Below are 17,313 nucleotides of genomic sequence, written 5' to 3'. Positions count from 1 at the left end.
TGCACGGCCTGGGCAATGACTTCATGGTCCTCGACCTGGTCAGCCAGCACGCGCATATTCTGCCCAAGCACGCCAAGCAATGGGGTGATCGGCACACCGGCATCGGCTTCGATCAATTGCTGATCGTTGAAGCACCGAGCAACCCGGATGTGGATTTCCGCTATCGGATCTTCAACTCCGATGGTTCCGAAGTGGAGCAATGCGGCAACGGTGCGCGCTGTTTCGCCCGCTTCGTTCTCGACAAGCGCCTGACCGCCAAGCGGCAGATTCGCGTCGAGACCAAAAGCGGCATCATCGAGCTGGACGTTCGCAGTGACGGCCAGATCGGCGTGAACATGGGCGCCCCGCGCCTGGTACCGGCCGATATCCCGTTCCAGGCATCGGAACAGGCGACGAGTTATCAGGTTGACGTCGACGGTACGCCAGTGGAGCTGGCTGCCGTGTCGATGGGAAATCCCCATGCCGTCGTGCGGGTCAGCGATATCAACAATGCACCGGTGCATGAACTGGGGCCGAAAATCGAACATCACCCGCGCTTTCCGGCGCGGGTCAACGTCGGTTTTCTCCAGGTCATCGACCGGGGCCGAGCGCAGTTGCGCGTATGGGAACGCGGGGCCGGGGAAACCCAGGCCTGCGGTACCGGCGCCTGTGCCGCTGCAGTAGCGGCGATCAGCCAGGGGTGGATGGATTCGCCACTGTTGATCGACCTGCCGGGTGGGCGGCTGTCCATCGAGTGGGCAGGCCCTGGCCAACCGGTGCTGATGACCGGCCCGGCAGTCCGCGTATACGAAGGACAAGTACGTCTTTGAGTGAGCCAACGTCATGACCGATAAGCCTCAGGTACCCGCCCGACAGTCCGACGAAACGCCGTCCGAGAGCCTGGAGGCGGCGGCGATTGCCGCGTACCTGGAGGCTCACCCGGACTTCTTCGTCGAGCACGAAGAACTGCTGCCGGCAATGCGCATTCCCCATCGGCGCGGCGACACCGTGTCCCTGGTGGAGCGGCAGATGACCATCCTGCGCGATCGCAACATCGAACTGCGCCATCGTCTTTCGCATTTGATGGATGTGGCCCGCGACAACGATCGACTCTTCGACAAGACCCGCCGCCTGATTCTCGCGCTGATGGACGCCACCAGCCTGGAAGATGTGGTGATCTGCGTCGAAGACAGCCTGCGCCAGGATTTCCAGGTGCCCTTCGTCAGTCTGATCCTGCTTGGCGACAACGCCATGCCGGTGGGCCGCTGGGTCACCCACGCCGAGGCACAGGTGGCCATCGGCGGCCTGTTGCTGGAAGATAAAAGCGTCAGCGGCAGTCTGCGTGAACATGAGCTGGACTTTCTGTTCGGCGAAGAACAGCGCAAGCAGATTGGCTCCACTGCCGTCGTCGCCATCAGCCATCAAGGCATCCACGGCATCCTGGCCATCGCCAGCCGTGATCCGCAGCACTACAAAAGTTCGGTGGGCACGTTGTTCCTCAGCTACATCGCCGAAGTCATGGGCCGCGTGCTGCCACGGGTCAACAGCTCCCTGCGCTCGGTACGCTGAACATGGAACGGCAACTGGACGCTTACTGCGAACACCTGCGCAGTGAGCGGCAGGTGTCGCCGCACACGCTGTCGGCTTATCGCCGCGACCTCGATAAAGTGCTGGGCTGGTGCGTCAAACAGAATATCGGCAGCTGGGCAGCGCTGGATATCCAGCGCTTGCGCAGCCTGATCGCCCGTCTGCATGCCCAGGGCCAATCCTCGCGCAGCCTGGCGCGCCTGCTTTCAGCCGTGCGCGGGCTCTATCATTATCTGAACCGCGAAGGCCTGTGCGACCACGACCCGGCCAATGGCCTGGCACCACCCAAGGGCGAGCGACGCCTGCCGAAAACCCTCGACACCGACCGCGCGTTGCAATTGCTTGAAGGGGGTGTGGAGGATGACTTTCTCGCGCGTCGCGATCAGGCGATTCTCGAACTCTTCTACTCTTCCGGTTTACGGCTGTCCGAGCTGACCGGGCTCAATCTTGAGCAGCTCGACCTTGCCGACGGCATGGTCCAGGTGCTCGGCAAAGGCAGCAAGACACGGCTATTGCCGGTGGGCCAGAAGGCTCGCGAGGCATTGGAACAGTGGTTGCCCTTGCGCGCACTGGCCAACCCGGCAGATGACGCGGTATTTATCAGCCAGCAAGGCCGACGTCTCGGCCCCCGGGCGATACAGGTGCGGGTCAAAGCGGCCGGTGAACGTGAACTGGGGCAAAACCTGCACCCGCACATGCTGCGGCACTCCTTTGCCAGCCATTTGCTGGAGTCCTCCCAGGACCTGCGGGCGGTGCAGGAACTGCTCGGCCATTCGGACATCAAGACCACGCAAATCTACACCCACCTGGACTTCCAGCACCTGGCCACGGTCTACGACAGCGCCCATCCACGGGCCAAACGCATGAAAGGCGATGATTCATGAGTATTCAGTTGATCACCTTCGACCTCGACGACACCCTGTGGGACACGGCCCCGGTGATCGTCAGCGCCGAAGCCGTTTTGCGTGAATGGCTGACCGAGCACGCGCCCAATCTGGGTGCGGTGCCGGTGGAGCATTTGTGGGCCATTCGCGAACGCATTCTGAGCAGCGAGCCGGGACTCAAGCATCGGATCAGCGCCTTGCGTCGGCGCGTCTTGTTCCAGGCGCTGGAAGAGTCCGGATACACCCACGCAGAAGCCTCGGATCTGGCGGACAAGAGTTTTGAAGTGTTCTTGCACGCCCGGCATCAGATCGAGGTATTTCCCGAAGTCGAACCCACCCTGGAAATCCTCGCCAACCATTACGCCCTCGGCGTGGTCACCAACGGCAACGCCGATGTGCGTCGGCTAGGCCTGGCGGACTACTTCAAATTTGCGCTATGCGCCGAAGATATCGGCATCGCCAAACCTGACGCGCGCTTGTTCCATGAAGCTCTGCAGCGCGGTGGTGCAGTGCCGGAATCGGCGGTGCATATCGGTGATCATCCGGGCGACGACATTGCCGGTGCACAACAGGCTGGATTGCGGGCAATCTGGTTCAACCCGGCGGGCAAGGACTGGGAGGCCGAGCGTCTGCCGGATGCCGAGATTCGCAGCCTGACCGAGTTGCCGGCGTTGCTCGCTCGCTGGAACACCACCTGCGCCTGACACAATCCTCATTCTTTGTGGCGAGGGAGCTTGCTCCCGCTCGGCTGCGAAGCAGTCGCACAACATTTGGAGGTCGCTACGCTACCCAGCGGGAGCAAGCTCCCTCGCCACAATGACCGCGTCGCAACATCCCTGTTTTTTTTCAGACATGAAAAAGCCCGCGGCGACGGCGGGCTTTTTCAGCAAGCGCGAAGCAGGCTCAGATAGGCCGGCTGCCGTACTTGTTGTCTGGCTTCTTGGGCGGATCGGCGACCACGTTGGCCTCCACTTCCTGCACCTTGCCACCACGCGCAAGGAACTCTTCCATGGCCTTGGCCAGGGCATCGCGCTCCTTGTTCTTGGCTTCGACACTCGGCAGTTCATCAACCGATACCGCGGCCTTGGCCTTGCCTTTGGCAGTCGGCGCGGGCGCATCACCGCCGTCGTCGTCAGCAACGTCTTCCGCTGCTGCTTCCAGGCCTTCTTCGGCCTCGTCTTCGTCGCCTACTTCGAGGTCGTCGTTTTCCAGATCATCGTCGCTCATGTTCTACCTCATGACTTGCGAAAAGCAGATTAGTTATAGCCCAGCTTTGCCCTCTGTCGAAGGCTGCCGGAAAAAAATCAACAGCCGCTGCTGACCAGCGGTTATGCCCCATCACCGTACAAGGTGGCGAGGACTTTACGAGCACCGCCATGATCACGGTGCTCGCCCAGATAAACACCTTGCCAGGTCCCTAACGCCAATCGGCCTGCCGAGATCGGCAAACTGAGCTGACAGCCAAGTACGCTGGCCTTGAAGTGCGCCGGGAGGTCGTCCAGGCCTTCGTCGTTATGCTCATAGCCGTCTGTTCCTTGTGGGATCAGACGATTGAAAAATCGTTCGAAGTCGCGACGTACCGCCGGATCGGCGTTCTCGTTGATGGTCAACGACGCCGAGGTATGCTGCAGCCACAAATGCAACAGACCGACCCGGCACGCCTTGAGTTCAGGCAAGCCGGCGAGTAACTCGTCCGTTACCAGATGAAAGCCCCGGGGCCTTGCCCGCAGGGTTATCAGAGTCTGTTGCCACATACAGTTCTCCGCACGTTCGGGGCGCATTCTAGCGCGCTCTGGGAAAAAACAAAGGGCCTAATAATCCTCCAGTCATGTAAGCCATCGACGGTACAAAAACACGTGTCGTAAACACCGCCAAAGCTGTAAGAAAAAACCTTTCAGCGCTTACTTCAATGACAAATTGCAGACAAAAAAATGCCCGGCAAGCCGGGCAAGTTTTTCAATGCGCGTGCTTACAAGTTGTAGCCGCGTTCGTTGTGAAGCGCCAGATCGATGCCGACAGCCTCTTCTTCTTCGGTGATACGCAGGCCCATGACGGCGTCGAGTACCTTGAGAATGATGAAAGTGACGATCGCGGTGTAGATCACCGTGAAGCCCACGCCTTTGCACTGAATCCACACTTGTGCGGCGATGTCGGTCACGGTGCCGAAGCCACCCAGCGACGGCGCAGCGAACACACCGGTCAGGATCGCGCCGAGGATACCGCCGATACCATGCACGCCAAAGGCGTCGAGGGAATCGTCATAACCGAGTTTGCGTTTCAGGGTGGTGGCGCAGAAGAAGCACACCACGCCTGCAGCCAGACCGATCACCAATGCGCCCATCGGGCCAACGGTGCCCGCGGCCGGAGTGATGGCAACCAGGCCGGCAACCACACCCGAGGCGATGCCCAATGCGCTTGGTTTGCCGTGGGTGATCCACTCGGCGAACATCCAGCCCAGTGCGGCAGCGGCGGTGGCGATCTGGGTCACCAGCATCGCCATGCCGGCAGTGCCATTGGCCGCAGCGGCGGAACCGGCGTTGAAACCGAACCAGCCGATCCACAGCATGGCTGCGCCCATCAGGGTGTAACCGAGGTTGTGCGGCGCCATCGGGGTGGTCGGGAAGCCTTTGCGCTTGCCCAGTACCAGGCAGGCGATCAGACCGGCCACACCGGCGTTGATGTGCACCACGGTGCCACCGGCGAAGTCGAGCACACCCCAGTCCCACATCAGGCCGCCGTTGCCGGACCAGACCATGTGTGCGATCGGCGCATAAACCAGGGTGAACCAGATGCCCATGAAGATCAGCATCGCGGAGAACTTCATCCGCTCGGCGAATGCACCGACGATCAGCGCCGGGGTGATGATCGCAAACGTCATCTGGAAGGTGATGAACACCGCTTCAGGGAACAGCGCCGCCGGGCCGGTCAGGCTGGCTGGCGTGACCCCGGCGAGGAAAGCCTTGCCCATGCCGCCGAAGAACGAGTTGAAGTTGACGACGCCCTGCTCCATGCCGGTGGTGTCGAACGCGATGCTGTAGCCATAAATGACCCACAGGACGCTGATCAGACCGGTAATGGCGAAGCACTGCATCATCACGGAAAGAATGTTTTTCGACCGAACCATGCCGCCGTAGAACAGCGCGAGGCCGGGAATGGTCATGAACAGCACGAGGGCTGTCGAGGTCATCATCCAGGCGGTGTCGCCGGAGTTGAGGACTGGGGCTGCCACTTCGTCTGCCGCCATGGCCAGGCCGGGCATTACGAGGGACAACAGGGCTCCTAGCCCTGCGATTTTACGCAGAGTCATATTGTTTTCTCCTGGGGCGTTGGGTTTGTGGCGGCTTAGATTGCGTCGGTATCGGTTTCGCCGGTACGGATGCGAATCGCCTGTTCCAGATTGACCACGAAGATCTTGCCGTCACCGATCTTGCCGGTGTTGGCGGCCTTGGTTATCGCTTCGATAACCCGGTCGAGATCCTTGTCGTCAATGGCGACATCAATCTTCACCTTTGGCAGGAAATCGACCACGTACTCCGCGCCACGATACAGCTCGGTGTGACCCTTCTGCCGACCGAAGCCTTTGACTTCAGTAACGGTAATGCCCTGCACGCCGATCTCGGACAACGACTCGCGCACGTCGTCCAACTTGAACGGCTTGATGATGGCAGTGACTAGCTTCATGAAAACTCTCTCCCGAATTGGTGGACTTGCCCCAGGAAAACAAACCCGTCTCAAGTCTAAGCGCAGTGCCTGGCTTTGTAACGCATCGTCGGCTCTGACTTGCCCGTCCGACGCCAGTTAACCGCTCCTTGCGAAACACTTCCCCGTTTCGCCTGGCGCACTGCATTCGTCACAGCGACTGCATCAGTGCATGGGTCACTAGCGTCTAAGCAGAAAGCTTGCCATCTCCGCAAAATCCTCTGTTTTCAAGCCCTTGCTCGCAGATGACCAGATCATCACCACAATGCCCGACGCGATACGCACAACAACGGTGCGATGCCGTCCGTCCGCATGCGCGAAAAGCGTGCATCCATTGCCCACGAAAATGACTATAGACACTGCGTGATACACTGCCTGCCATTGTTATCAGGACCTCTTCCCATGCTCGCGCCCAAAGACTTCCTCGACGCCCTGACCGGCACCGCCTCCCGCCTCTTCAGTGGCGACACGCCTCTGCCGAAAGCTGAAATCGAAAGTCAGTTCAAAATGTTGCTGCAGAGCGGCTTCAGCAAACTGGATCTGGTGAGTCGCGAAGAGTTTGATAGCCAGATGGTGGTGCTGGCGCGCACGCGGGCACGGTTGGAAGCGCTTGAAGCGAAGGTTGCGGAACTGGAAGCGAGGCTCACTCCTCCAGCCGAGTGACGCCGCAAGCCCTGTAAGAGCGAGCCTGCTCGCGATTGAAGGTCGGAACAACCTTCCGCTTCGCTTGCAGGAGCTGCTGCAGGCTCCGATCTATTGATCCCAAACCCGGCATCCCAGAATGGCTCGCAACATCCCGTGAAATTTTGCCTTCACTCCCGCCACGCGAAACTCTCATCTCCTGACTACCCTTGAAGAACCGCAGGAAGCGGCCCCTGTACATTTCAAGGAACACCATGTCCCTCTCCATCGTCCACAGTCGCGCCCAGATTGGCGTGGAAGCCCCCGCTGTCACCGTCGAAGTCCATCTGGCCAATGGCTTGCCCTCCCTGACCATGGTCGGGCTGCCCGAGGCGGCGGTGAAGGAGAGCAAGGATCGGGTGCGCAGCGCGATCATCAATTCCGGGCTGCAGTTTCCGGCGCGGCGGATCACCTTGAATCTGGCTCCGGCGGATCTGCCCAAGGATGGCGGGCGGTTTGATCTGGCGATTGCTTTGGGGATTCTGTCGGCGAGTGTGCAGGTGCCATGTCTGACACTGGACGAGGTGGAATGCTTGGGCGAGTTGGCGTTGTCAGGAGCGGTACGGCCGGTACGCGGCGTGCTGCCGGCAGCACTGGCGGCGCGCAAGGCTGGTCGTGCGCTGGTGGTACCGCGAGCGAATGCCGAGGAGGCGTGTCTGGCCTCGGGGTTGAAGGTCTACGCCGTGGATCATTTGCTGGAAGCGGTGGCGCATTTCAACGGGCATACGCCGGTTGAGCCGTATGTGTCTGACGGGTTGATGCATGCCAGCAAGCCTTATCCCGACTTGAATGAAGTGCAGGGGCAACTGGCTGCCAAACGGGCATTGCTGATTGCTGCTGCGGGGGCGCATAACCTGTTGTTCAACGGGCCTCCGGGAACCGGTAAAACATTGTTGGCCAGCCGGTTGCCGGGGCTGCTGCCACCCCTGGCCGAGAGCGAGGCTTTGGAGGTGGCGGCGATTCAGTCAGTTGCCAGTGGCGCGCCGCTGACTCATTGGCCGCAGCGCCCATTCCGTCAACCGCACCACTCGGCATCGGGGCCAGCCTTGGTTGGTGGCAGCTCGAAACCGCAACCCGGCGAAATAACCCTGGCCCACCACGGCGTGCTTTTTCTGGACGAACTGCCGGAATTTGATCGCAAGGTATTGGAGGTATTACGCGAGCCGCTGGAGTCCGGGCATATCGTCATTGCCCGGGCCAAGGATCGCGTACGTTTTCCGGCACGCTTCCAGTTGGTAGCGGCGATGAATCCGTGCCCCTGCGGATATCTTGGCGAGCCGAGCGGCAAGTGTTCGTGCACGCCGGACATGGTGCAGCGCTATCGCAACAAGTTGTCAGGACCGCTGCTCGACCGAATCGATCTACACCTGACGGTGGCGCGTGAAGCGACGGCGTTGAACCCGCAGGTGAAGCCTGGAGAAGACAGTGCCAGCGCCGCTGCTTTGGTGGCAGAGGCTCGAGAACGACAGCAGAAACGCCAGGGTTGTGCCAACGCGTTTCTCGATCTGCCGGGGCTGAAGCGACACTGCCAGTTATCCACAGCTGATGAGAAATGGCTGGAGTCAGCCTGTGAACGGCTGACATTGTCGCTGCGTTCGGCGCATCGTTTACTCAAGGTCGCCCGGACACTGGCCGACCTTGAGCAAGTCGATACCATCAAACGTGAGCACCTTGCCGAAGCGCTGCAATACCGGCCAGCGACGCCTTAATGTTCGGTCAGGTCAACCAGCGGTGTCTGCCGCAATTCGGTTTCTCTCCCGGCCTGAATCTCGGTCACACGCTTCAAGGCGTTATCCACAGCGTCTTTGTCCGCGAGCAGGCTGTAGCTGATCTGAAACTGTTTGTGTTCCTTCGATGCAATGGTAGGCACCAGATTTAGCGGTCGCTGATAGCGACGGTTGTAGGAAAAACTGGTACCCGGTTCAAGGCCGGTGACATAGCCCTGCCCTTGGGTATCGGTGTTTTTCCACAGGGAAAATACGGGCAACTGCTGGGTATTGAAGCCAACGGAAACACCGAGGCTTCCAGCCTGGTTGTGCAAAACAGTCAGGGTTTCGCCTTTGGCGTCAGCATAGGGCACGACGTTATAGACGGTTTCGTCGTAATCCTTGGTCGGCCCGCGATATGTATTCCAGTCCGCCAAATCGCCCTTGGCCTTGTCGTTGAAGGGCGAAACCTGTTTAACCGGCGCGGCAAAACGTGCGCCCTGTTCAAGGAACGGCCTACTGAAGTTGCTGTGGTAAAGCGTCTGGTATTCCTTTGGATAATCGCCGTTGTTGGTCAGCGTATCGTTGAGTACGAAACGCACGCTGCCGGGCTGGGTGACCAGTTCAGTGACAACCGAAAAGTCGACTTTCTTGAAGGCCTGCTCTTTCAGCTCGCCGCGAAGGCTGATGGCGTAGGGTGGTTTTTCGTCGATGTGCAGCGTGACGGTACTGGCCGGGATGTTGGCAGCGCGACCGTGCAACGTCAGCAGCTCACCATTGTCCATGCCGGGATGGCCGACCCATTCGTAACCGCAGCGGGTCACCAGTTCATTGAAGCCTTCCAGCCAGCCCAGACCACCGCGCCCGCTGAGTTCGATGAAGGCCGGATTGACCACGTCCTTGACGGGCGAATCCCAACCCATGCGCACGTTGCCAACAGAGGCGTGCAGGACATTCATGCCCCGGGTCGGCACCACCGAGAGTTTCATTGTGCCGTTATCGATATCAACGATGCTGACACCTTCCTGCCGCCCACCGTGCAACGTGCGCAGGCTCACGGAAAAGGGTTTATCGGTTTTCACGCCAAGCTGCTCACTGGTGATGGTCCAGTTTTGCGCGGGCTTGTCAGCATCGAGAAGGACGTAATCCCAGGCCATGGCGTGGGTAGCAGCGGACAGCGCGCCGAGGGCGACGGCAAGTTTGAGCGGGGACATGGCAGCAGCCTTTATTGGAGTTGTGCCATTTTTATAGCGCTGCGGAAACGTTTCAGCAAGTAAGAAAAACAGGTTTGACGCTGCGATAACTCAACAATCGACACTGATGCCTTCGCGAGCAGGCCCTTACCCTATCCTGTGTAATACGGACGGTGTGAGGGCGAGTTCGCACGCAAAGTCTATGTCAGCAACACCTCACCGAAACCGATCAACCTCGGAACGCAGATCCGCCGCCAGTTTCTCCAGCTCTTTGGCGGTCACTGCCAGATTGGCCACCACTTCACGCTGTTCACTGTTGGCCAACGCAATGCTCTGCAAATTGCTGCTGAGCAAGGTCGCGGTGCTGCTCTGCTCTTGGGTCGCCGTGGTGATCGCAGCGAATTGCTGGCCGGCCGAGCGACTTTGTTCGTCGATGCGCGCCAATGCCGTAGCGACGTTGGCGTTACGCGACAAGCCTTCCTGCATCAGCACGTTGCCCTGCTCCATGGTGCTGATGGCATTGCCGGTTTCCTGCTGGATGCTCTGGATCATGCCGGAGATTTCGTCAGTCGCCTGGCGGGTACGGGATGCCAGGTTACGGACTTCGTCAGCCACCACCGCAAAGCCACGACCCTGCTCGCCGGCGCGGGCGGCTTCGATCGCCGCGTTCAGCGCCAGCAGGTTGGTTTGTTCGGCAATCGAGGTAATCACGCCGACGATGCCGCCGATTTCCTGGGAGCGCTGACCCAGGGTGTTGATCACCGTTGCAGTGCTGTTCAACGCCCCGGCGATTTGCTCCAGAGACGAGGACGCTTCATCCATCGACGTTCGACCGATTTGCGTCTGTTGCGCATTTTCCTGAGCCAGACGCTGGGTGTTGCCCATGTTGTCGGCGATGTTCAGGGACGTGGCGCTGAATTCTTCGACGGCACCGGCCATGCTGGTGATCTCGCCCGACTGCTGCTCCATGCCTTCGTAGGCACCACCGGACAGCCCCGAGAGCGCCTGGGCGCGACTGTTGACCTCTACCGAAGCCTTGCGGATGTGCTCGACCATCGTCGACAGCGCCTGGCTCATTTGGTTGAAGGCGCGGGCCAGTTGACCGATCTCGTCGTTGCTCGACACGTTCAAGCGCACGCTCAAATCACCGGCACCCAATGCTTCGGCCTGACGCACCAGATCACCCAACGGCGCGAGTTTGCTGCGCAATAACCAGACCGCCGAACCCACCGCAATCAGCATCGCCAGCAAACTGCCGATTGCCAACTGAATACCGACGCTCCAGGTCACGGCGCTGATTTCGGTTTTCGGCATGCTCGCCACCACCGACCACGGCCCCCCCTCGAACGGCACGGCGATGCTGTAGAAGTCTTCGGTCTTGTCGCTCCAGAACTCGCCTTTACCCGGGGTTTTCGCCAGCTCATTGATGGCCGGGACAGCCTGGTCCAGGGCTTCTACACCGGCAATCGGCACCAGCCATTTGTTTTGCTCATCCAGCAGCGCCAGCGAACCGGTCTGGCCGATGCGGAAGCGCTTGAGGTTTTCGAACTGGGCCTTCTGCGCATCGGTGTAATCAAAACCTACGTACAACACCGCGAACACCTTGCCGCTGCTGTCACGCAGCGGCGTGTACTGCGACATGTAAAAACGTTCAAAAAGCAGGGATCGACCGACGAAGCTCTGCCCCGCCATCAATCGAGCATAGGCCGGGTTCGCATGATCGAGCACCGTACCGATGGCGCGGCTGCCGTCCTGCTTGGTGACGTTGGTGCTGACGCGAATGAATTCTTCGCCGCTGCGCACGAACACCGTGGCCACACCCGCGGTCATCTGCTTGAACTCATCAACTTCCTTGAAGTTGTTGTTGAGCACTTCGCTTCCCAGGTGCAGGCCCGGCGTCTGCGTGCCCGCCACATTCACCGGTTCATCCGGGTGCACGGTAAGGCCCGCGCTGAAGCGCTTCTCGAACAGCCCTGCCAGGCGTTGGGTGCTTTCGCGCAATGTGCCGTGGAAAGTACTCAACTGATCGGCCAGCAATCGGGCCTCACTGGCCAAGTGCTCTTCGCGGGTCGCCAGGTTGGCCGTGTCCAGCGAACGCAGGGCGAACAAAGTACTGCCGGTGATGACAATGGCCAGTATCACGGCAAGCGCGAGACCAAGCTGTGAGGCGATCCGGGCACGAGGTTGAGACATGACAGCTCCTGGCCGAGCGACTGGATCATCCCGACCCCAATGCTCAGCAACATTTCTAATAATGGACAATATGTCGAACCTGCACGAAGGTCCTAACATGCAGATTTTCGGCGGCAAATCGAGATACTTGAGTAATTCGCCGGGATATAGCTTAAAGCCATCACCCAGGCAGCTCTATCGATTCAGCTCAATCGGTGGACATCCGGCAATTCCATGGCTCGTACTTCGCTCTGCAGGAAGTCGCCAAGACGGCGCAAACGTTCGCCTCCCGGGCGCGTTTTCGGCCAGACAAGGTAATAATGCTCACCGCTGGCGACGGCCGTCGGCCACGGCAGACTCAACCGCCCCTGGGCGACATCTTCCGCCACCATCAGCAGATCCCCCATGGAAACACCGTATCCTCGCGCGGCGGCGATCATGCCCAACTCCAGCGTGTCGAAGACCTGCCCACCCTTGAGCGACACTTGATCAGTCAAGCCCATATGCTCCAGCCAATTGCGCCAGTCGCGCCGATCGGGCGTTGGATGTAAGAGTTCGGCACTGGCCAGACGCGCTACGTCCCAGGGTTGATCCTTCAGAAGATTCGGTGCGCCCACAGGAATGAGTTCTTCAGGGAACAGGAAACTTGCCTCCCAGTCCGGAGGAAAGTTCCCGTTGCTGAGGATGACAGCGCAGTCGAACGGTTCATGGTTGAAATCCACCGAATCAACGTCCATCCAGGCACTGGTCAATTGCACTTCATTACCCGGTTGCAGGTGCCGAAATCGACTGAGCCGCGCCAGCAGCCAGCGCATGGTCAGGGTCGACGGCGCCTTCATGCGCAGGATGTCATCTTCGGCGCGCAGGGTATTGCAGGCTCGCTCAAGTGCTGTGAAGCCCTCGCGTATGCCCGGCAGGATCAGTCGCGCCGATTCGGTCAGTTGCAGGTTGCGGCCACTGCGATGAAACAAGCGGCAGGCAAAATGCTCTTCGAGCGTACGAATATGCCGGCTGACTGCGCTTTGGGTAATCGACAGCTCTTCGGCTGCGCGGGTAAACGAACTATGCCGCGCCGCCGCTTCGAATGCGCGCAGGGCATACAAGGGAGGAAGACGACGTGACATTGGGAATGCTCCTACAGCGGGACTTGGCCACCCTAGCAGAAACTCTGCAGCATGAGTTTGAATCATGCCATCCATCCTTTTTATCCCTTTGTGCAAACCCCGTGAAGCGCCGAGAATCGGTGCTTTCCTCTTCACGTTGATGATCGAGCCTGATGACCATGCAGCATCCAGCACGTACTGAACTCTGGGCCATCCTGCGGCTGGCGGGGCCGTTGATTGCCTCACAGTTGGCGCACATGCTGATGGTGCTCACCGACACCTTGATGATGGCCCGCCTGAGTCCCGAGGCGCTGGCCGGTGGCGGGCTGGGTGCGGCGACGTATTCGTTCGTGTCGATTTTCTGCATTGGCGTGATCGCGGCGGTCGGCACACTGGTGGCGATCCGTCAGGGCGCGGGCGACATTCTTGGCGCGGCCCGACTGACCCAGGCCGGAGTGTGGTTGGCCTGGCTGATGGCGCTGGGCGCCGGGTTACTGCTGTGGAACCTCAAACCGGTGTTGCTGCTGTTCGGCCAGACCGAAAGCAACGTACAAGCGGCGGGGCAATTTCTGATCTTTTTGCCGTTCGCCCTGCCCGGTTATCTGAGTTTCATGGCCTTGCGCGGCTTCACCAGCGCCATCGGCCGCGCGACACCGGTGATGGTTATCAGCCTGGGCGGCACGGTGGCCAACTTCCTGCTCAACTACGCGTTGATCACCGGCATGTTCGGCCTGCCGAAACTCGGTTTGATGGGCATCGGCCTGGTCACCGCGATTGTCGCCAACCTCATGGCCCTGGCGCTGGCATGGCACATTCGCCGGCATCCTGCGTACGAGGCGTATCCGCTGCGCCAGGGGTTGCTGCGGCTCAACCGACAGTATTTGAAGGAGCTGTGGCGACTGGGTCTGCCGATTGGCGGCACCTATGCAGTGGAAGTCGGACTGTTTGCGTTCGCGGCGTTGTGCATGGGCACCATGGGCAGCACCCAACTGGCGGCGCACCAGATCGCCCTGCAAATCGTCTCGGTGGCGTTCATGGTCCCGGCGGGCATCTCCTACGCCATCACCATGCGCATCGGTCAGCATTACGGCGCCGGGCAATTGCTCGATGCGCGACTGGCCGGCCGGGTCGGCATCGCCTTCGGTGCGGCGGCGATGCTGTGTTTCGCAATGGTCTTCTGGCTGCTGCCGAATCAGTTGATCGGCCTGTTCCTGGACCACAACGACCCGGCGTTCCGTGAAGTCATCAATCTGGCCGTGAGCCTCTTGGCGGTAGCGGCGTGGTTCGAGCTGTTCGACGGCACGCAAACCATTGCCATGGGCTGCATTCGCGGGCTCAAGGATGCCAAGACCACGTTCCTGGTCGGCCTGGGATGCTATTGGCTGATCGGCGCACCGGCCGCATGGTGGATGGCGTTCCATTTGAACTGGGGGCCGACGGGCGTCTGGTGGGGCCTGGCGCTGGGACTGGCTTGCGCGGCGGTCAGTTTGACGCTGGCGTTTGAGTGGAAGATGAAGCGGATGATTCGGCGGGAGCCAACACTCGAGGAAGGTTTCCGGATGGCTCAACCTGACTGAAATCCCCGAGGATTGTGTGGCGAGGGCGCTTGCTCCCGCTCGGCTGCGCAGCTGTCGCAAAGCTTTTGGGGTCGCTGCGCGACCCAGCGGGAGCAAGCTCCCTCGCCACCCAAAGCGCGTTCCTGCAAGCGTTACGGTTACACCACCACTTCCAGCGCCGGCTGCTGGCTGCTGCCAAACATCAGGTACTCCACCAGGTCCGCCAGCGCCAACGGCTTGCTGATCAGATAGCCCTGCACTTGATCGCATTCGAACCCGCGCAACAATTCCAGTTGCTCTGGCGTTTCCACGCCTTCGGCGACGACTTCGAGATTGAGGTTGTGCGCCAGGTTGATCATCGCGTGGACCAGTTTGCGGTTCTCTTCGCGCTGTTCCATGCCGCCGACAAAGCTCTTGTCGATCTTCAGCAAAGTGATCGGCAGGCTGTTGAGGTGCACGAACGATGAGAACCCGGTGCCGAAGTCGTCGAGGGAGAAGCGCACGCCCAGACGCCCGAGGGCATCCATGGTTTGCTTCACCAGATCGCTACGACGCATCACCGCGGTTTCGGTCAATTCGAATTCCAGCCACTGTGCCTCGACGCCGCGCTCGGCAATCAACCGGCTCAAGGTCGAAAGCAACTGGCTGTCCTGGAATTGACGGAACGACAAGTTGATCGCCATGTGCAACGGCGGCAAACCCAGTTCCAGCAATGCCTGCATGTCACGCAGGGCACGGGAAATCACCCAGTAACCCAGCGGCACGATCAGGCCGCTTTGTTCGGCCAGCGGCACGAATTCGCTTGGCGGCAACAACCCGCGTTCAGCGTGACGCCAGCGCACGAGCGCTTCGAGACCGACGATCTGCCCGTCCTCAAGGTTCAGGCGTGGCTGGTAATGCAGTTCCAGCTCATCGCGGCGCAACGCCCGGCGCAGCTCGGTTTCGAGATCGGCAATGCTGCGGGCATTGCGATTGATGCGTTCGTTGAAGATGTGGAAGGTGCAGCCTTGAGTGCTCTTGGCCTGCTGCATGGCAATGTGCGCATGCCACATCAACGGGTCGGCACCGGCTTGGGCACGGGCATGGGCGATGCCCAGGCTGGAACCGATCAACAGGCTTTCGCCGTCGACCCAGTAGGGCTCGGCCAGCGCTTCGGTGATGCGTTCGGCCATCCATTCGGCGCGCTGAGGGGCGCGGCGGGTATCGATCAGCAAAGCGAACTCATCGCTGCCCAGCCGCGCCAGTTGATCACCGGCTTCGAGCTGGCTTTTGAGCCGGGCGACCACTTGCAGGATCAACCGGTCGCCCGCCTGATGGCCAAGGGCGTCGTTGGCATGACGGAAGTTATCGAGGTCGAGATGCCCGAGCGCCAGACCGCGACCGTCGTTTTCCGCCAGGCGCGCCGTCAGCAGGGTCTGGAAGCCCTGGCGGTTGGCAATACCGGTGAGCGGATCTTGCTCGGCCAGGCGTTGCAAAGTGGTCTCCAGCACGCCCCGCTCGCGCACATGCCGCAGACAGCGGCGCAGCATGCCGGGGTCGAGATGCTCGCGAACCAGCCAGTCGCTGACGCCGTCGGGCGGTGTGAGCGGCTCGTGCTCAAGCAGCAACACCGTCGGCAGACAGCAACGGCCCGGCGCCGGCTGAAGAGCCGGGATCGTCAATAACACCGCACTGCGGTTGTCATCGAACAGACTGCTGACCGACTCCCAACTCGGCGCGCTGATGAGCACGGCCGAGCTCCCCATCGGAGCCAGACACTCGCGCAACAACGCTGCCCACGCTGGCTCTTCGGCCAGTAGCAGCAAACGCAAGGGTTCGACAGGCGTAGACAAGCTAGCTCCCTAGACTCTGCAAAGATGTAGGCGACGGGCATTATGCCGTGCCGACAACTAATGACAATGACATCAGTTATCAAACGAGGTCTTTGTATCCGGAATTACGAACATTAGACGCAAATCCGTTGCGCATCCTGCGTGAAAGTAACAAAAGCGGCAATTAGAGATCGCGTGTTGCGTCACAAGTCGGAGAGAGCAGCACAATTTGCTGAGCCTGTTAAAATGCCGGCCCATTTCGTGACTGACTCCTGAATTTACCTATGTCCCGACTCAATCCCCGGCAGCAAGAAGCCGTGAGCTACGTCGGCGGCCCTCTTTTGGTGCTCGCCGGTGCAGGCTCCGGCAAGACCAGCGTGATCACGCGCAAAATCGCGCACCTGATCCAGAACTGCGGCATCCGCGCCCAGTACATCGTCGCCATGACCTTTACCAACAAGGCCGCCCGCGAGATGAAGGAACGGGTCGGCACCCTGCTGCGTGCCGGTGAAGGTCGCGGGCTGACGGTCTGCACCTTCCACAACCTGGGCCTGAACATCATCCGCAAGGAACACGTGCGGCTGGGCTACAAACCGGGCTTCTCGATCTTCGACGAGACAGACGTCAAGGCCCTGATGACCGACATCATGCAGAAGGAATACTCGGGCGACGACGGTGTCGACGAGATCAAGAACATGATCGGCGCCTGGAAAAACGACCTGATCCTGCCGGCCCAGGCCCTGGAAAACGCGCGTAACCCCAAAGAGCAGACCGCTGCCATCGTCTACACCCACTACCAGCGCACGCTCAAGGCGTTCAACGCGGTGGACTTCGACGACCTAATCCTGCTGCCGGTAAAACTGTTCGAAGAACATGCCGACATCCTGGAAAAGTGGCAGAACAAGGTGCGCTACCTGCTGGTGGACGAATACCAGGACACCA

Annotated in this window: 16 protein-coding genes; 8 read left to right on the top strand and 8 right to left on the bottom strand. The window is 60.3% G+C overall.

The window, feature by feature from the left end:
• The 4 genes from dapF to D8V06_RS16495 all read left to right on the top strand — a co-directional run.
• Positions 1-809: diaminopimelate epimerase (gene dapF, locus D8V06_RS16510; protein WP_130931326.1), on the top strand; the 809-nt coding region annotated here is incomplete at its 5' end.
• 13 nt (positions 810-822) lie between these two features.
• The gene (locus D8V06_RS16505; RefSeq protein WP_130903813.1) at positions 823-1,548 is read left to right on the top strand and encodes a DUF484 family protein; all 726 of its coding nucleotides are present in this window, start codon (positions 823-825) and stop codon (positions 1,546-1,548) included.
• A gap of 2 nt (positions 1,549-1,550) precedes the next feature.
• Entirely contained in the window at positions 1,551-2,450 is a 900-nt protein-coding gene (gene xerC / locus D8V06_RS16500; RefSeq protein WP_056854127.1) for a tyrosine recombinase XerC, read from the top strand.
• Positions 2,447-3,154 carry an HAD-IA family hydrolase gene (locus tag D8V06_RS16495; protein WP_056854128.1) on the top strand — a complete coding sequence of 236 codons (708 nt, stop codon included), beginning with the start codon at positions 2,447-2,449 and terminating at the stop codon, positions 3,152-3,154. The genes xerC and D8V06_RS16495 overlap by 4 nt, the downstream gene beginning before the upstream one ends.
• A 199-nt stretch (positions 3,155-3,353) precedes the next feature.
• Here the strand turns inward: D8V06_RS16495 and sutA are convergent, their stop codons facing one another.
• From sutA to glnK, 4 genes are all read right to left on the bottom strand, one after another.
• A complete protein-coding gene (gene sutA, locus D8V06_RS16490) occupies positions 3,354-3,677 on the bottom strand; it encodes a transcriptional regulator SutA (protein WP_034147693.1) in 324 nt (107 codons plus the stop codon).
• A gap of 101 nt (positions 3,678-3,778) precedes the next feature.
• Positions 3,779-4,204 (bottom strand): secondary thiamine-phosphate synthase enzyme YjbQ, encoded by a 426-nt coding sequence (locus D8V06_RS16485; RefSeq protein ID WP_056854129.1) that lies wholly within the window; start codon positions 4,202-4,204, stop codon positions 3,779-3,781.
• Positions 4,205-4,419: 215 nt separating this feature from the next.
• The gene (locus D8V06_RS16480; RefSeq protein WP_056854130.1) at positions 4,420-5,757 is read right to left on the bottom strand and encodes an ammonium transporter; all 1,338 of its coding nucleotides are present in this window, start codon (positions 5,755-5,757) and stop codon (positions 4,420-4,422) included.
• 35 nt (positions 5,758-5,792) lie between these two features.
• A complete protein-coding gene (gene glnK / locus D8V06_RS16475) occupies positions 5,793-6,131 on the bottom strand; it encodes a P-II family nitrogen regulator (protein ID WP_002555808.1) in 339 nt (112 codons plus the stop codon).
• Positions 6,132-6,551: 420 nt separating this feature from the next.
• Here glnK and D8V06_RS16470 point away from each other — a divergent pair, with 420 nt between their 5' ends.
• Positions 6,552-6,812: an accessory factor UbiK family protein gene (locus D8V06_RS16470; RefSeq protein ID WP_130903811.1), complete on the top strand. Its 261-nt coding sequence runs from the start codon at positions 6,552-6,554 to the stop codon at positions 6,810-6,812.
• Positions 6,813-7,045: 233 nt separating this feature from the next.
• Positions 7,046-8,539, top strand: a complete 1,494-nt coding sequence (locus tag D8V06_RS16465) for a YifB family Mg chelatase-like AAA ATPase (RefSeq protein WP_056854139.1) — start codon at positions 7,046-7,048, stop codon at positions 8,537-8,539.
• On the opposite strand, the gene D8V06_RS16460 is transcribed toward D8V06_RS16465, so the two are convergent.
• From D8V06_RS16460 to D8V06_RS16445, 3 genes are all read right to left on the bottom strand, one after another.
• On the bottom strand, positions 8,536-9,750 hold the full coding sequence (locus tag D8V06_RS16460; RefSeq protein WP_130903810.1) for an aldose 1-epimerase family protein: 1,215 nt from the start codon (positions 9,748-9,750) through the stop codon (positions 8,536-8,538). The two genes, D8V06_RS16465 and D8V06_RS16460, sit on opposite strands and share 4 nt — an antisense overlap.
• A gap of 195 nt (positions 9,751-9,945) precedes the next feature.
• On the bottom strand, positions 9,946-11,922 hold the full coding sequence (locus D8V06_RS16455) for a methyl-accepting chemotaxis protein (RefSeq protein ID WP_130931325.1): 1,977 nt from the start codon (positions 11,920-11,922) through the stop codon (positions 9,946-9,948).
• 182 nt (positions 11,923-12,104) lie between these two features.
• Positions 12,105-13,025: a LysR substrate-binding domain-containing protein gene (locus D8V06_RS16445; protein WP_056854142.1), complete on the bottom strand. Its 921-nt coding sequence runs from the start codon at positions 13,023-13,025 to the stop codon at positions 12,105-12,107.
• A 158-nt stretch (positions 13,026-13,183) separates the two neighbouring features.
• Between D8V06_RS16445 and D8V06_RS16440 the strand changes: the two genes are divergently transcribed.
• Positions 13,184-14,581 carry a NorM family multidrug efflux MATE transporter gene (locus tag D8V06_RS16440; RefSeq protein WP_056854373.1) on the top strand — a complete coding sequence of 466 codons (1,398 nt, stop codon included), beginning with the start codon at positions 13,184-13,186 and terminating at the stop codon, positions 14,579-14,581.
• 137 nt (positions 14,582-14,718) lie between these two features.
• Here D8V06_RS16440 and D8V06_RS16430 read toward each other — a convergent pair whose 3' ends face one another.
• Positions 14,719-16,392, bottom strand: a complete 1,674-nt coding sequence (locus tag D8V06_RS16430) for a bifunctional diguanylate cyclase/phosphodiesterase (RefSeq protein ID WP_056854143.1) — start codon at positions 16,390-16,392, stop codon at positions 14,719-14,721.
• Positions 16,393-16,655: 263 nt separating this feature from the next.
• Between D8V06_RS16430 and D8V06_RS16425 the strand changes: the two genes are divergently transcribed.
• A partial coding sequence (locus D8V06_RS16425; RefSeq protein WP_153189260.1) for a UvrD-helicase domain-containing protein occupies positions 16,656-17,313 on the top strand: 658 nt, incomplete at its 3' end.

It is taken from the genome of Pseudomonas sp. Sample_24 (assembly GCF_004307605.1).
Classification (GTDB): Bacteria; Pseudomonadota; Gammaproteobacteria; order Pseudomonadales; family Pseudomonadaceae; genus Aquipseudomonas.
Note: the sequence above shows the minus strand (reverse complement) of the source record. Positions and strands in the feature narration are given on the sequence as shown.

What these genes read in the sequence shown, in the direction of transcription:
- D8V06_RS16505 (WP_130903813.1), top strand. Translation starts at nt 823, where the DNA reads ATGACCGATAAGCCTCAGGTACCCGCCCGACAGTCCGACGAAACGCCG.
- D8V06_RS16455 (WP_130931325.1), bottom strand. Translation starts at nt 11,922, where the DNA reads ATGTCTCAACCTCGTGCCCGGATCGCCTCACAGCTTGGTCTCGCGCTT.
- D8V06_RS16460 (WP_130903810.1), bottom strand. Translation starts at nt 9,750, where the DNA reads ATGTCCCCGCTCAAACTTGCCGTCGCCCTCGGCGCGCTGTCCGCTGCT.
- xerC (WP_056854127.1), top strand. Translation starts at nt 1,551, where the DNA reads ATGGAACGGCAACTGGACGCTTACTGCGAACACCTGCGCAGTGAGCGG.
- D8V06_RS16445 (WP_056854142.1), bottom strand. Translation starts at nt 13,025, where the DNA reads ATGTCACGTCGTCTTCCTCCCTTGTATGCCCTGCGCGCATTCGAAGCG.
- D8V06_RS16470 (WP_130903811.1), top strand. Translation starts at nt 6,552, where the DNA reads ATGCTCGCGCCCAAAGACTTCCTCGACGCCCTGACCGGCACCGCCTCC.
- D8V06_RS16440 (WP_056854373.1), top strand. Translation starts at nt 13,184, where the DNA reads ATGCAGCATCCAGCACGTACTGAACTCTGGGCCATCCTGCGGCTGGCG.
- D8V06_RS16495 (WP_056854128.1), top strand. Translation starts at nt 2,447, where the DNA reads ATGAGTATTCAGTTGATCACCTTCGACCTCGACGACACCCTGTGGGAC.
- D8V06_RS16485 (WP_056854129.1), bottom strand. Translation starts at nt 4,204, where the DNA reads ATGTGGCAACAGACTCTGATAACCCTGCGGGCAAGGCCCCGGGGCTTT.
- D8V06_RS16480 (WP_056854130.1), bottom strand. Translation starts at nt 5,757, where the DNA reads ATGACTCTGCGTAAAATCGCAGGGCTAGGAGCCCTGTTGTCCCTCGTA.
- glnK (WP_002555808.1), bottom strand. Translation starts at nt 6,131, where the DNA reads ATGAAGCTAGTCACTGCCATCATCAAGCCGTTCAAGTTGGACGACGTG.
- sutA (WP_034147693.1), bottom strand. Translation starts at nt 3,677, where the DNA reads ATGAGCGACGATGATCTGGAAAACGACGACCTCGAAGTAGGCGACGAA.
- D8V06_RS16465 (WP_056854139.1), top strand. Translation starts at nt 7,046, where the DNA reads ATGTCCCTCTCCATCGTCCACAGTCGCGCCCAGATTGGCGTGGAAGCC.